Below are 14,235 nucleotides of genomic sequence, written 5' to 3'. Positions count from 1 at the left end.
GCGCGCGCGGCGTCCGCGGGCGCGGCGTCCGCGGGCGCGGCTTGCAGTGCGTTCGAACGTGTGTTCGAATGGCGGCATGCGATGGAGTGGGCAGGCGATCGACGCCTCGCGGAGCGATGCGCTCCCGGGGATGGAGTCCAACAGTGGGTTCGTCCGCAGTGTGACGACTCCGGAGTTCGCCGGCGTGACCTTCCACGAGGTGCTGGCGAAGAGCGCCCTCAACCGGGTGCCCTCGGCCGACGGCAGCGGCACCTACGGCTGGACGATCAACCCGTACCGCGGGTGCAGTCACGCGTGCGTGTACTGCTTCGCCCGGCCCACCCACACCTACCTCGAGTTCGACGGGGGAGCGGACTTCGACCAGCAGATCGTCGTGAAGACGAACGTGGCCGACGTCCTGCACCGCGAACTCACGAAGCCGGCCTGGGACCGACACCCGGTCGCACTCGGCACGAACACCGACCCGTACCAACGGGCCGAGGGCCGGTACCGCCTGATGCCCGGGGTGATCCGGGCGCTTGCCGAGTCGGGCACGCCGTTCAGCATCCTGACGAAGGGCACGCTGCTCCGGCGCGACCTCCCGCTGCTGGTCGAGGCGTCGAAGTCCGTGCCGGTCGACCTGGCGATGTCGATCGCGGTGTACGACGACGAACTGCAGCAGCAGGTCGAACCCGGCACCCCGACGACCTCGGCGCGGCTGGCGACGGTGCGGGCCATCCGTGACGCCGGTCTCGACTGCTCGGTGTTCCTCATGCCCGTCCTGCCGTACATCACCGACACCCGGTCGCACCTCGACGATGCGATCGGCCGAGCGGCTGCAGCGGGGGCGTCGAGCGTCATGTACTCCGCGCTGCACCTCCGACCCGGCGTGAAGCCGTGGTGGTTCGCGTGGCTCGGGCGGACGCGTCCCGACCTGGTGGCACGGTACCGGTCGATGTACCTCGACAACACGTACGCGCCCGCGGACTACCGACGCTGGCTGGCGGGGCGGGTGCGGCCGATCCTCCGGGCGCACGGCCTCGGGCTCGGGCGGGTCGACCCCGCAACCGGGTCGATGGGTTTCTCGAACCGGGCGGGCGACCGGAGCACCGGCGGGGGTGACCGGAACGCGGGAGTCGTGGCAGGCCGCGGCACCGGCGCGGGTGACGGGCGGGACGGGCGCCCGGACGAGCTCGTCGAGCAGTCCGTCCCGGTCACGTCGCCGCTGAAGCGCGCGGACCCGGGGTTCGACCGACGCCTCACGCAGCCGTCGACCGCGGATTCGCCGCGACTCTTCTGAGTACCCGTGGGTCCGCGTTCGGGGGACACCTGGATCGTCGCGGTGCCGGTAACATCGAGCGGGTCGCCGATCGCCCGGGCTTTCGGGGTACACGATCCCGCCAACGGTGGTTGGATCGTGGGCGGCGTTCCCACTCGTCCGGAAGGACCCACAACTCGTGCTCGGCATTCCCACGCACCTCGCTCCGCGGGTCAACGCGTGGTCGACCGTGCGGGCCTTCCACGCCGCGGCGATCGGGTCCCTGGCTGCGGCCGCGGTGGCCCTCCTGCTCTTCCGCCTCGCCGACCCCGACGTCGGAGTGGTGGGCGCGGTGCTCGCGCTCGTCCCGATGCTCGGCATGATCGTCGTGCACGTGCAGTTCGGCACCTGGCGCTCCGCCGTCGCCTTCCTCGTCGTGGGCGGGGTGTGCGCGTGGTGGTTCGCCGTCGTCGTGCAACGCGAGGTCCCGGCCGGCTGGGTGGGCTCGTACCTGCTCTCCCTGGTGGTCATCCCGCTCGTGCTGGTCGGTGGCGCCGGTGCGGTCGCCGGCCGCGTGGTGCTCTGGTCGGTCGCCGGGTTCCTCGTCGGACGCGTGGCCACGTCGATCGCGATCGCGCAGGAGGGCGGCCCGGGGCACCCTCTCGCGTTCGCGTGGATCACGCTCGGGTTCGTGATCGCCCTCGTGCTGTTCACGAGTCGGAACACCGCTCGGTCCGAGCGTGTGCAGCCGGAGCTCCTCCGGTCCGCGCGCGAGGAGCACGTCTCCGCCTACCGCGCCGGCGTCGAGGCCGAGGCAGCCGCGATCCTGCACGACACCGTGCTCAACCACCTCGGCGCCATCGCCCTCGCGCCGGACGGCCCGATGCACCCGCAGCTCGCCCGCACAGTCGAGGCCGACGTCGCGATGCTCACCGGCAAGGCGTGGCTCGCGCCCGACACGCAGCCGAGGCGGCCGGAGCCCGGGGCGGCGGTCGAGGCGTTCGAGCGGATGGTCGCCGACCACCGCGCCGGTGGGCTCGACGTCACCGTCACCGGCGACCCCGCCGCGTTCACACGGCTGGACCAGCCCGCGATGACGGCGGTGCTCCGTGCCGTCTCGCAGTGCCTGGCGAACGTCCACAAGCACGCTGGCGTGGACGCGGCCGAGGTGAGCGTGTTCGACGACGGGGTGGCGTGCACCGTGATGGTCGTCGACGACGGGCGCGGGTTCGACGAGTCGGCGACGAGCCCGGACCGGATGGGGCTGCGCGGGTCCGTGCGCGAACGGATCAGCCGCGTCGGTGGGGACGTCCAGGTGTGGTCGTCGCCGGGGTCCGGCACGAGCGTCATGATGTCGGTGCCGTACGGAGCGCTCACCGGGGCGGCGCGCACGGCGACCACGACCACGACCGCGACGGCGACCGACGACGGGGACGAGGCCGACCGGTGACCCGTACGGCGCAGCAGTACGACCCGCTCGGCGCGATGGGGTCCCGCCCGCTGGCGATCGTCCTCGGTGCGGGCGGTGTCCTGTGGGCGATCCTGGCGTCGGTCTTCAGCCGCGACGTCGTCGGCAGTCCGACGCTGAGTGCGCTGACGGTGCTGCTCGTGGCCGCCTCGGGCGCGGTGGTGTTCGTCGCCTCGAGCCCGTTCCGCGCGCCGTTCCCGCGGTGGGCGTTCGTGCTCCACGTGGCTCTGCTGGCCGCCGCGACGGTGACGAGCGTCGCGGCGCAGTGGGGGCCGGACCGCAGTGCCCTGAACGACTTCATGTCCCTGCTGACCGCGACCGGCATCGTGATGGCGGCGCCGTACCGCCCGTGGACGGACCTGGCGGTGGGCGGGCTCGTCCTCGCCGTGGTCGCGGGTGGGGCATGGGGCGTCGGGGCTGCGGTGTTCCCGCACCACGTGCCCGTGGCGGTCGCGGCGTTCCTGGCCGCGGCGCCGACCCTCGTGCTGACCGCGGCGTCGGCGGTGTTCGCGTGGACGTTCGCCGGCCTCGCCGAGCGCGTGCAGATCCGCGCGGGGTCGTACTCCGTCGAGCGTGCGGAGCGGGACGGCATCGCGGCGAGCGTCCAGCAGGACCGCTCGACCATCCTCGCGCGGGACGTCGCACCGTTCTTCGCCGAGCTCCGCACCAGGGACGTGATCACCGACGCGGACCGAGCCCGGGCCCGCCTCATCGCCGACGGCATCCGGCGGTCGATGGTGGCGGACGCCGACCGGACGTGGTTCGAGCACGCGGTGGCCGTTGACGGCGGGGGCAAGGCCGTGGTGGACGACCCCGACGGACTCATCGCCACACTCGACGCCGACCAGCGCACCGTGCTCCGCACGTTCCTCCGTGCCGCGCTCCGCGCCCCCGTGGTGGACCCGGCGGGCTTCCGCGCGACGATCCGACCGGCACGCGACGACGGCTCCGACGAGCGCCGCCGGGTCTCCGTCGCGATCGACCTCGTCGCCGCGGCCTCCGACGTCGGCATCCACCGCACCTTCGACCCGTACTTCGCGGTCCTCCGCGTCACGTTCCCCGACCTGGACGTCGCGGTCCGACCCTCCGCCCTCGCATTAAGGTTCTCCTATGACCAGCACTGACCCGAGCCGGATCACGGACGGGGCGCCCGCCCTGCCGAACCCGGGGACACGACGCGTGCGGCTGGCGATCCTCGATGACCACGAGGTGCTGTTGGACAGCCTGTCCAGCTGGATCGCGGTGAACGCCTTCGACTTCGACCTCGCCCTCACCGCCCACACGTGGCTGGAGATGGTGCACAGCGAGAACTTCCCGACGGACCTGGTGTTCCTCGACTTCCAGCTCAAGGAACCGGTCTCGATCGAAGCCCGCGTGCGCACCTGCCGTGCCGCCGGCGCGAAGGTGATCGTCCTGTCGAGCGTCGACAGCCGTGAGTCCCGCGACCGCGCACTCGCGGCCGGCGCCGCCGCCTTCCTGTCGAAGTCGCTGCCGATGCGCGAGGTCATGGACGTCGCCCGCGAGATCATGGGTGTCGCCCGCGAGACCCCGCCGCAGCGCGACTGGCGGCCGCTCCCGACCGGGGCGAACGCCCACCAGCGGCCGAAGCTCAGCCACGGCGAGGAAGAGGCGCTGCGCCTCTACGTGTCCGGCTACTCGACGAACGAGGTCGCGGCGCAGATGAACGTGCAGTACGAGACCGCGAAGACGTACCTCCGTCGCGTCCGTGAGAAGTACAGCAAGGTCGGTCGTCCGGCGTCGAAGAAGTCCGACCTCATCCGCCGTGCGGCCGAGGACGGGTTCCTCGCGTAGTGGCGAAGCTCTACTTCCGCTACGGCGCGATGAACAGCGGCAAGAGCACGGGGCTCCTCCAGGCCGCCTACAACTACGAGGAGCGGGGGCACCGGGTCCTCCTCGCGAAGCCGTCGGTGGACACCAAGGGCGACCGTGAGATCGTCTCGCGGCTCGGGGTCAGCCGGACCGTCGACATCGTGTTCGGGCCCGGCGCGGACGTCCGGAGCGCCGTCACCGACGCGGGGGCGGTGGACCCCGAGTCCGACCGGCTCGACGGCATGGTGCGGCCGGTGAGCTGCGTCCTGGTGGACGAGGCGCAGTTTCTCACCCCCCGGCAGGTCGACGACCTGCTCCGGATCGCCGTCCTCGACGAGGTCCCGGTGATCGCCTACGGCATCCGCACCGACTTCCGCACCGAGGCGTTCCCGGGCAGCGCGCGCCTCCTCGAGGTCGCGCACTCCCTCGAGGAGCTCAAGACCATCTGCCGCTGCGGACGCAAGGCCGTCTTCAACGCCCGCAAGGTGGACGGCCGGTTCGTCTTCGACGGCTCGCAGGTCGCCATCGACGGCGTCGACGTCACCTACGAGTCGCTCTGCGCGAACTGCTACCTGACGGAGTCCGGCGGTCGCCTCGACGGCGACTGACGGGTCGCGTCGCACAGACGCGACCGAAGGGCGGCCGGGAGGCACGGTGCGGGCCCGCCCCGCGCCTCCAGGCCGGTGGGTGGTGCGGAATGCACGCCGGCCGGCCGACGTTGGTGACCACATGAGCGACGCATCCGTGCACCTGTCCGTCCTCGACCTCGCCACCCGCGAGTACGGCCAGTCCAACACCGAGGCCCTGCAGGGTTCCATCGACATGGCGGTGCACGCCGAGAAACTCGGCTACGAACGCTTCTGGGTGGCCGAGCACCACGGCATGCCGGGGATCACGTCCTCCGCGCCGGCGGTGCTCCTGAGCGCCGTGGGCGCCGCGACCTCGACGATCCGGATCGGCTCCGGCGGGGTCATGCTGCCGAACCACGCGCCGCTCGTCGTCGCCGAGCAGTTCGGGACCCTCCGGGCGCTCTACGGCGACCGCGTCGACCTCGGCCTCGGGCGGGCTCCCGGCACCGACGGGGCGACCGCGATGGCGCTCCGCCGCACCGACCGGCTCGACGTCGACGACTTCCCGGACCGGCTCGCCGACCTCGTCGGGTTCTTCACCGGGATGGACGCCGACAACCCGCTCTCGCGGATCCGTGCCGTGCCCGGTTACGGCGACGTGCCGGAGTTCTGGCTGCTCGGGTCCTCCGGGTACAGCGCGCAGGTCGCCGGGGCGCTCGGCATCTCGTTCGCCTTCGCGCACCACTTCGCCTCCGACAACACCGAGGCGGCCCTCGCGCTCTACCGGGACTCGTTCCGGCCGTCGCGCTTCCGTGCCACCCCGAACGCGCTGATCGGCGTGCAGGTCGTCACCGACGAGGACCCCGCCGTCATCGAGGAGCAGAGCGCCCCGGGGATGATCTCGTTCATCCGGATGCGTCAGGGTGCGAAGCCCGAGCCGGTCTCGATGGACGAGGCCCGCGCGTACGAGTTCTCCGACCTCGAGCGGCGGTTCATCGCGGCGCGCACCGAGCGCCAGGCGTACGGCAACGCGGACGAGGTCGCGTCGAAGATCAACGCGCTCGTCGAGTCGACCGGGGCGAACGGCGTGATCGTGTCGCCCGGTGCTGCGCAGGCTCGGTACCGGCACCAGGCGCTCGACGTCGTGGCGGCGCTGCACGCCGAGGGGCGGCTCGTGCCTGCGGGCACTGCGGCGTCGGTCTGATGCCCTAGGTGTACTGCCCAGGGACGTTGGTCAATCGTGTGATGGGTGACCGGTTCCCGATGGCGGTGTGGGGCCGGTGGTGATTGTAGTGATGCAGCCATCCCGGGAGCGCGTTCCTGCGTGCAGCTTCGGTCGGGTAGTGGCGTGAGAATGCCCATCCGTCGGCGAGTGTGCGGTGGAATCGCTCGATCTTGCCGTTCGTTTGTGGCCGGTATGGGCGGGTCTTTTTCGGAGTGATCCCGAGCTCGGTGCAAGCATCACGCCAGGCGTGGGATTTGTAAGCCGACCCGTTGTCGGAGAGAACGCGTTCGACTCGGACGCCGCGAGCTGCGAACCACGACACCGCGCGGCGGAGCACCCCGATCGCGGTGACCGCTTTCTCGTCTTCGTGGATCTCGGCGTAGGCGACGCGGGAGTGGTCGTCGATGACGGTGTGCACGAACGCAGTTCCGACGAGGACTCCGCGGTACTTGCTGCGGCCTGTCCCTGGAGTCGCTGCTCGGTTCTTCCCGCCCTGGGCTCGGCCGACGAAGCGCCATCCGCCGCCGTCAGGGATGTTGCCGAGCTTCTTCACGTCGACGTGGATCATCGAGCCGGGATACTCGTGCTCGTATCGGCGCACCTGCTCCCCGGTCCGGACGTCGATGTGGTGCAGCCGGTTGACCCGGCACCGTGTCAGCACGGCATGCACCGTGGACGCCGGCATGCCCAGGCGTCCGCCGATAGCGACAGGCCCCAGCCGTTTGCGCCAGCGGAGTCCGACGATCTGTTTCACGAGCGCTTGTTGGGTGCGGTTCGGCGATCGGTGTGGTCGAGAGGACCGGTCCTGCATGCCGGCCTCGCCCATTGCCGCGTACCGATCGGCCCACCGCTTCGCCGTCGGCCAGGACACGTGGAAGAACACGGCTGCGTGTCGGATGGGCCAGCCATCCTCGACGATGAGGCGCGCGAGCCGGAGACGCGCGCGCGGTGTCAGCGCAGCGTTAGCGTGGGACATGAGGACCTCCTGCGGAGAGTGCGTGAACTAAGCAGCTCCACTCCACCGCAGGAGGTCCTTCTCACGCTGCTATGACAACCGCGAGTCCCCGCAGATCAACCAACGTCCCTGGGCAGTACACCTAGGCGAGCAGGCCGAGCCGGGTTGCGGTGGCGATCGCCGCCACTCGTGAACCGACGTCGAGCTTCCGGAACACGTTGTAGACGTGGCGCTTCACGGTGCCGACCGCGAGACCGAGGTCCGTGGCGATCTCGGCGTTCGACCGTGCGGCCGCGACGAGCCGCAGGACCTCGAGTTCGCGGTCGCTGAGCGGTGAGCCCGCCCGGGCCTCGGTGACGAGGTCGATCGGGAACGTCACCGGTGCCGCGTCGGCGCTCGTCGCCCGGACGATGCGGTCGACGAGTTCACGGCTCGGGGTGTCCTTCGTGACGAAGTCGACCGCGCCGGCATCGAGCAGGGCTCGGCGGAGCACGGCGTCCCGGTGCATCGTCAGCACGACGACTGCGATGCCCGGGTGGTTCCGGCGCACCGTGGCGATCGTGGTGCGTGCCGGGGGGCCGTCGAGCTCGACGTCGAGCAGTAGCACGTCGATCGCTGCGACCTCGGGGGAGTCCAGCACGTCCGCGGGGCGTTCCCCGTGCGCCACGACCCGGATGGTCGGCACGGAGGCGAGGATCGTCGCCAGCCCCTCGCGGAAGAGCCGGTGGTCGTCGACGATCGCGACGTGGGTGACGGCCGTCGTGGCACTGACGGAGCGGTCGTTGGCGGTCACATCGTGCCCTTCGGGATGGTGAGCCGGACCGTCGTCCCGGCGCCGGGAGCGCTCTCGACGTCGAGCACGGCGCCGATCACTGCGGCGCGCTCGCGCATCGTGTGCTGCCCGAGGCGGCCGTCGGACGTGCTGCTCGTGTCGAAGCCCGGTCCGTCGTCGGCGATCACGACCACCACGTGATCGTCCGCCCAGGTGAGCACGACGGTGCACGGCGCTCCCGGCGCGTGCTTCCGCCGGTTCGTCAGGGCCTCGAGCACGATCGTCAGCGCTTCCTCGGCCCGCCAGTTCGGCAGCGGTACGGGAGCGCCCGAGGTCGTCACCGTCAGCAGGTCGTCACCGGGGAAGAGGTCGGCGACGTGCCGCCGGACCGCGTCGTCGAGCAGGTCCTCGCCGACACGCGCGTGCAGCGCGACGGCCAGGTCCTGCACGTCCGTCAAGGCGCCACGGAGGAGCCGTCCGGCGGCCTCCAGCTGCTCGCTGCGGGCGTCTGCGGGCGGATCGGTCAGGAGCACCAGGTCGAGCCGCTGCAGCCCGGCGAGGATGCCGTGCGCCACGCGGTCGTGCAGGTCGCGGGCGATCTGTGTCCGTGAGTCCATGTGCGCCGTCGTCACCCGCTGCCGGAGGGCTTCTGTGTAGGCGATCGCGCCGGCGGGGAACCGGCTCCAGATCGCTGCGTGCAGGGCCCGCGTCGCGCGGAGAACCTCGTGTGTGGTCCCTGCTCCTACCTCGTCGACGAAGACCGGCAGGTACGCGTCGAAGAGGACCTCGGCGGCGAGCATCGCCCCGGCCGGGTGCTGGGCGTGTTCGGCGTGCAGCGCACCCGTCGCCAGGTGCGCGGGGTCGAGGTACCGGTCGCTCACCACGCTGGCGTCGGCGCCCTCGGCGTAGCGTTCGTGCGCCTCGGCGACCATCGACGTGACGTTCTCGAACAGGTTCTGTGCGAGGAGCGGGTCGTCGGCGAGCTCGGGGAACCGGGCGCCGATCTGCGTGAGGACGGCGGACAGGGGTGCGGAGATCTGCATGGCGGTCCGAGGCTATCCCTGCGCGGCACCGGCCGAGGCCCGGGGGCGGCGGACGTGTGTCCTCGGTTGTACACCATCCGTGGTCGTGGTCATGGCCGCGGGCGGACCTCGACCCACGGCTCGCCGAAGACTGCCCGGACCACGGCACCGCAACGGATCGCGCGGGCGCTCGCACTGCGCCCGACCTGCGCCTCGAGTCGAGCGCACCCGAAGGCGTTCGTCGCCTGTTCCCCGAAGAAGCCGGTCATCCGCGACGTGTGCCCGGTGGTGAACATCTCGAGCTCGACGGTGTCGTCGTCCGTCCACCGGATCGACGTGACCGCGGTGGTCGGTCCGGGCTCGACCGAACGGATGTCGTCCGCTGTCGGATCGAGCAGCAGCTGGGTGAAGAGGCCGCCCGAGCGCAGTGCTCGGTCGAACTCGCCACGGCTGGCGCTGACCTCCGCGACGTCCTCGAGCCGGTCGCGCACGTCGCGGACGGAGGAGGTCATCGTGCCGGACACCTCGGCGGTGCCGCTCCGCCGGGCGACGACGATGGATGCGATCAGCGTCACGACGAGGCCGATCACGACGATGGTTCGGACGCGCATCGAGGACCCCCCAGGACGTGTGCGGCTGTCGGTCAGCATAGGGGTCCGACGAGACCGACATCTGACAGACGTCCGACAAAGCAGTAGGCCCCGGTTCCGGAGAACCAGGGCCTACTTCGTACTGTCTCAACACAGTGTCGGGGTGACAGGATTTGAACCTGCGACCTCCTCGTCCCGAACGAGGCGCGCTACCAAGCTGCGCCACACCCCGCGGTGTGGTCGCTCCGTACCGGAGCAACCATGGAAGTCTACCCGATGATCAGGGGTGCTCGTGACCAGCGCTGAACTCCCGGGCGCGTCGTGCCGACGTGTGTCAGTCGGTGCGAGCCGTCAGGGTGATGACGACCGCTTCGGGCCGGCAGGCGAACCGGACGGGCGCGTAGATCGACGTGCCGAGACCCGCGGAGACCTCGAGCCACGACCAGTGCCCGCGGTGCTGCCACTTGTGCAGGCCGCTGACGTAGCGGCGCGGCAGGTCGCAGTTCGTGACGAGTGCACCGACCCCGGGGACCTGCACCTGACCGCCGTGGGTGTGCCCGGCGAAGATGACGTCCGCACCCTGCGTGACGAAGGCGTCGAGCACGCGGCGGTACGGCGCGTGCGTGATGCCGATCGCGACGGGGGAGGGGCCGTCTTCGTCCTCCGACCACGGGACGTCGCTGCGCATCTCGTCGACGTTGGTCGGGAGCAGGTCGAGCCGGTCCCACTCGCGGTGGGCGTCCGACGTGCCGAAGAGCTCGAAGCGTGAGCCGCGGAGCTCGATGGCGTGCGCTTGGTCGTTGACGTCGAGCCAGCCGAGTGACTCGAAGAACGCGGTCTGCCGGTCGATGTCGAGCTCCACCGGGCGGCTGTCGGCGTGCATGCGGCTCGGACCGGAGAAGTACTTGAACGGGTTCCGGGGTGACGGCCCGTAGAAGTCGTTCGACCCGTACGCGAAGGCGCCGGGGACACCGCGGAACGGCTCGAGCGCGTACTCGACGGCAGCGTTCGCCGTCGGGTGCCCGAGGTTGTCGCCGGTGTTCACGATGAAGTCCGGCTCGATGAGGCTGAGGTCACGCAGCCACTGCTGCTTGTCCGCCTGCCACGGCGCCATGTGGATGTCGGACAAGTGCAGGACCACGACGTCGCGCGACCCCGGCGGGAGGACCGGGACGGTCTCCCACCGGATGCCGAAGCGACGTCGCTCGACGAGCGTGCCCCAGGCCGCGGTCGCGGCACCGACGGCCGCGCCGGCGGCGACGACCCCGAGCGCGGCGCGACCGCGGGTCACTTGCAGTCCTTGGGCGCCTTGCCGTTCTTGTCGCCGTAGAGGGTCAACGTGATCGTCGAGTCCTTGCCGGCGTTCGTGTGGACGCCCGGGTCGACGGATGCGACGCGGCATTCCTTCCCGCCACCGCCCTTGGCGTACTGGCCCGAGATCTCCACGTTCGTGAACCCGACCTGGTTGAGCTGCGACCGGGCATCGTCGACGCTCTTGCCCGGAACCGAGGGGACCACGATCTGCGAACCGTCCGATGTGTAGACGGTGACACTCGACCCACTCGACAGCAGCGACCCGGGGGAAGGCGATGTCGAGGTCACGGTGCCGACCGGCTGTGCTCCTGGTTGCGCTCCGCCATCCACGTACGTGAAGCCAGACCCCGCGAGCGCTGCCTTGGCGTCCGCAGCGCTCTTGCCCTGAACGTCAGGAACGGCCTTGCTGTTCCCACGGATCGTCGACGAGTCGGGATTGGTGAACGGCCCGGCCGGGTACTCGGCGTTGACCGGGGTCTGTGCCATCCGCCAGACACCAGCACGTGCGCCGGCGTACGTGCCGTTGACACCATTGCTGTAGTGGCGGAGATTGAGCTCCTTGCCGTTCGTGTTTCCCTGCCAGTAGGCCGTGGCGACACGCGAACTCGATCCGACGAGCCAGATCTGGTTCGCCGTGTCGGTGGTGCCCGTCTTGCCGAACAGCTGCGTGCCGTCTGGGGTCTGCGCGCCGACGGCAGTTCCGCCAGCAATCGTGCCCTTCATGGCGAGCACCGCCGCCTGCGCCACAGCTGGTTCGATTGCCTGCTTGCAGTCCTTCGTTTGCCCGCCGAGCTTCTTGCCATCGGCGTTCGTGATCTGCTCGATTGCGATCGGGGCGCAGTAGAGACCGTTGTTGGCCACACCGGCGTAGGCGGCCGCCATGGTCATCGGTGCGATCTCGTTGATGCCGAGGACGGAGGTCGGATTCGACTTGAGGTCGCCGCCATCGGCGCGATGCACACCGAGCGACTCTGCGACGTCCTTGATGTCGCACAGGTCGAGCTTTTGCGCCATGTTCAGGAAGGCGAGGTTGATGGACAGTGCAGTCGCACGCGCCACCGTGTAGTTGCCGCTCTCTCCGGGGGAGTCGTTCTTCGGCGTGTAGCCACCCGCGTAGTAGGGCTGACCACATTCGGTCCACCCGGACGACATCAACCGAGGTGTCCCGCTCACGGTCTCGTTCAGGCCGTGACCGGCCTTGAGCCACGCGAGCAGGGTGAACAGCTTGTACGTCGAGCCGGTCTGGAAGCCGCCGGAGTTGCCGTACTTGTAGTCGACGCTGTAGTTGATCGACGTCGATGTGGAAGCAGACTTCAACGACTGGTCGTAGTCCTTGTTCTGCGCCATCGTGAGGATGCGGCCAGTGCCGGCCTCAATCGAGTTCAGCGTCGAACCGAGCGCGAGTTGTGTCTCGGCCTTGTTGTCGTAGGTGTTGAGGATTTCCTTCTGCTTCGCGTTCAGATCGATGTTCAGCGTGGTTTGGATCTTGTACCCACCGTTGCGCCACGCCGCGGCGCGCTCTTTCTGGGTGGCGCCCAGCTGCGACATCTCCTTGACGACCTTGACGGCGTAGTCGCAGAAGAACTGCGAGCCATCACCGACGGAGGCGCGGCAGCCCTGTGCCGGCTCGGTCAGGTGGACGTAGTCCTTCGGGTTCGACGCGACGGCCTTGTCGTAGTCGGCCTTCGTCAGGTGGTTCTGGGCGTACATCGACTTGAGGATGACGTTCCGGCGCGCGACGTTGGCGTCGTAGTACTTGGGGTTCGACAGGTTGCGCGTGTTCGGGGACTGCACGATCGCGAGGATCGAGGCTGCCTCGGCCGGCGTCAGGTCGGTCGCGCTCTTGTTGTAGTAGTGCTGCGCCGCGGCCTGCACGCCGTAGGTCTGGTCGCCGAAGTACGCGATGTTGAGGTACCCGGTGAGGATCTCCTTGTGCGTGTACTTCTTCGCGAGGCCGATCGCGAGCTTCATCTCCTCGAGCTTGCGGGGGATGGTCTGCTCGACCGCGTCGTTGTAGGCCTTGAGGCGCTCTTCCTGCGTCGGGAGCTCGAGCGCCTGGTTCATCTTGATGTTGCGGACGAGCTGCATCGTCAGCGTCGAGCCACCGCCGGACTCGCCGAGGCCGCCCGCGAGCGAACCGACGCCCGCGCGGACCAGCGAGGTCATGTCGACGCCGCCGTGCTCGTAGAAGCGCTTGTCCTCGCCGTCGATGGCCGCGTTCTTCAGCTGGTCGCTGATCTGGTCGAACTTGAGCTCTTGGCGGTTCTGGTCGTAGACCGTCGCGAAGTGCACCGACTTGCCGCCCTGGTACGCGTACAGCTCGTTGCGCTGCGGGAGGTCACCGATCTCGATGTACTCCGGCAGGGACTCGAACACGCCGATGGTCGACGTCGTGGTGACACCGGCCACCGCGATCGCCGGGGTGACCCCGATCGTGACGAGCAGACCGGCGAGCACGCTGAAACCGACGAAACCGACGAAGGCGCCGACTGCAGAGACGGGCTTGGTCCGCGAGGCAGACGTCTTCTGGGCAGACATAGGATGCAGCCTAAACGACACCGCCGACTGAAAGGCTGGCAAGGATCTCCATGACTCGCTGGGAATACTTCACCGCTCCGTTGCTCATCCACAACACCACCGCCATCCTCAACAACTTCGGGGACGAGGGCTGGGAGCTGGTCCAGGTCGTCACCGGGCCCGAGGGCGGGCTCGTCGCCTACCTGAAGCGCCCGAAGGCCGACGCGTGAGCGTCGCCGACCGGCTCGCCGAACTCGGCCTGACGATCCCGTCCGTCGCCGCGCCGGTGGCCGCGTACGTGCCCGCCGTGGTCACCGGCAAGTACGTCTACACCGCCGGCCAGCTGCCGTTCGTGGACGGCGCGCTGCCGGTCACCGGCAAGGTCGGCGCGACGGTCGACGCCGAGACGGCCACGGCCGAGGCCCGGACGGCAGTGCTCAACGCGCTCGCCGCCGTGCAGTCGGTCGCGGGCTCGCTCGACCGCGTCGCCCGGGTCGTCAAGGTGACGGTCTTCGTCGCCTCCGACCCGTCGTTCACGGGGCAGCCGGGCGTCGCGAACGGCGCCTCCACCCTGGTCGGCGAGGTCTTCGGCGATGCCGGTGTCCACGCGCGGAGCGCGGTGGGCGTCGCCGTCCTGCCGCTGGACGCACCGGTCGAGGTCGAGCTGGTGGTGGAACTCACCGACTGACGGACCGTCAGCAACGCACCGCACGCGAGTCGCGCCTCCAGTCTGCAT

General features: G+C 70.0%; 13 protein-coding genes, 1 tRNA gene and 1 pseudogene. 8 read left to right on the top strand and 7 right to left on the bottom strand.

Annotated elements, in window-relative coordinates; translation table 11 throughout:
* Positions 1-76: 76 nt before the first annotated feature.
* The 6 genes from DEJ28_RS12380 to DEJ28_RS12355 all read left to right on the top strand — a co-directional run bounded on the left by DEJ28_RS12380 (position 77) and on the right by DEJ28_RS12355 (position 6,308).
* Positions 77-1,279, top strand: a complete 1,203-nt coding sequence (locus DEJ28_RS12380; protein WP_111115988.1) for an Rv2578c family radical SAM protein — start codon at positions 77-79, stop codon at positions 1,277-1,279.
* A 157-nt stretch (positions 1,280-1,436) separates the two neighbouring features.
* The gene (locus DEJ28_RS12375; RefSeq protein WP_111115989.1) at positions 1,437-2,687 is read left to right on the top strand and encodes a sensor histidine kinase; all 1,251 of its coding nucleotides are present in this window, start codon (positions 1,437-1,439) and stop codon (positions 2,685-2,687) included.
* A complete protein-coding gene (locus DEJ28_RS12370) occupies positions 2,684-3,829 on the top strand; it encodes a hypothetical protein (RefSeq protein WP_111115990.1) in 1,146 nt (381 codons plus the stop codon). Before DEJ28_RS12375 ends, DEJ28_RS12370 begins: the two co-directional genes overlap by 4 nt.
* Positions 3,816-4,517, top strand: a complete 702-nt coding sequence (locus tag DEJ28_RS12365) for a response regulator transcription factor (protein WP_258368098.1) — start codon at positions 3,816-3,818, stop codon at positions 4,515-4,517. The genes DEJ28_RS12370 and DEJ28_RS12365 overlap by 14 nt, the downstream gene beginning before the upstream one ends.
* The gene (locus tag DEJ28_RS12360) at positions 4,517-5,143 is read left to right on the top strand and encodes a thymidine kinase (RefSeq protein ID WP_111115991.1); all 627 of its coding nucleotides are present in this window, start codon (positions 4,517-4,519) and stop codon (positions 5,141-5,143) included. The genes DEJ28_RS12365 and DEJ28_RS12360 overlap by 1 nt, the downstream gene beginning before the upstream one ends.
* A 121-nt stretch (positions 5,144-5,264) precedes the next feature.
* A complete protein-coding gene (locus DEJ28_RS12355; RefSeq protein WP_111115992.1) occupies positions 5,265-6,308 on the top strand; it encodes an LLM class flavin-dependent oxidoreductase in 1,044 nt (347 codons plus the stop codon).
* Between the two features lie 4 nt (positions 6,309-6,312).
* Here DEJ28_RS12355 and DEJ28_RS12350 read toward each other — a convergent pair whose 3' ends face one another.
* The 7 genes from DEJ28_RS12350 to DEJ28_RS12320 form a co-directional block, all read right to left on the bottom strand.
* Positions 6,313-7,305: an IS481 family transposase gene (locus tag DEJ28_RS12350; RefSeq protein ID WP_284180745.1), complete on the bottom strand. Its 993-nt coding sequence runs from the start codon at positions 7,303-7,305 to the stop codon at positions 6,313-6,315.
* Between the two features lie 121 nt (positions 7,306-7,426).
* Positions 7,427-8,077: a response regulator transcription factor gene (locus tag DEJ28_RS12345; protein ID WP_146248807.1), complete on the bottom strand. Its 651-nt coding sequence runs from the start codon at positions 8,075-8,077 to the stop codon at positions 7,427-7,429.
* Positions 8,074-9,099 carry a sensor histidine kinase gene (locus DEJ28_RS12340; RefSeq protein WP_111114778.1) on the bottom strand — a complete coding sequence of 342 codons (1,026 nt, stop codon included), beginning with the start codon at positions 9,097-9,099 and terminating at the stop codon, positions 8,074-8,076. Before DEJ28_RS12340 ends, DEJ28_RS12345 begins: the two co-directional genes overlap by 4 nt.
* A gap of 89 nt (positions 9,100-9,188) precedes the next feature.
* Positions 9,189-9,689, bottom strand: coding sequence for a hypothetical protein (locus DEJ28_RS12335; protein ID WP_111114779.1), 501 nt, complete (start codon positions 9,687-9,689; stop codon positions 9,189-9,191).
* Between the two features lie 137 nt (positions 9,690-9,826).
* A tRNA-Pro gene (locus tag DEJ28_RS12330) sits at positions 9,827-9,900 on the bottom strand.
* A gap of 102 nt (positions 9,901-10,002) precedes the next feature.
* The gene (locus tag DEJ28_RS12325; RefSeq protein ID WP_111114780.1) at positions 10,003-10,959 is read right to left on the bottom strand and encodes a metallophosphoesterase; all 957 of its coding nucleotides are present in this window, start codon (positions 10,957-10,959) and stop codon (positions 10,003-10,005) included.
* On the bottom strand, positions 10,956-13,520 hold the full coding sequence (locus tag DEJ28_RS12320) for a transglycosylase domain-containing protein (RefSeq protein WP_111114781.1): 2,565 nt from the start codon (positions 13,518-13,520) through the stop codon (positions 10,956-10,958). Before DEJ28_RS12320 ends, DEJ28_RS12325 begins: the two co-directional genes overlap by 4 nt.
* A 50-nt stretch (positions 13,521-13,570) precedes the next feature.
* Here DEJ28_RS12320 and sp36 point away from each other — a divergent pair.
* Together sp36 and DEJ28_RS12310 are read left to right on the top strand one after the other, a co-directional pair.
* Positions 13,571-13,714 (top strand): annotated as a pseudogene (gene sp36 / locus DEJ28_RS12315) (Sp36 family protein); the annotation flags it as partial.
* Between the two features lie 11 nt (positions 13,715-13,725).
* Positions 13,726-14,187 carry a RidA family protein gene (locus tag DEJ28_RS12310; protein WP_111114782.1) on the top strand — a complete coding sequence of 154 codons (462 nt, stop codon included), beginning with the start codon at positions 13,726-13,728 and terminating at the stop codon, positions 14,185-14,187.
* Positions 14,188-14,235 lie beyond the last annotated feature (48 nt).

Origin of the sequence: Curtobacterium sp. MCPF17_002 (assembly GCF_003234115.2) — a bacterium.
Classification (GTDB): domain Bacteria; phylum Actinomycetota; class Actinomycetes; order Actinomycetales; family Microbacteriaceae; genus Curtobacterium.
The sequence above is the reverse complement of the archived record's forward strand: the minus strand, read 5'-3'. Positions and strand labels throughout refer to the sequence as shown.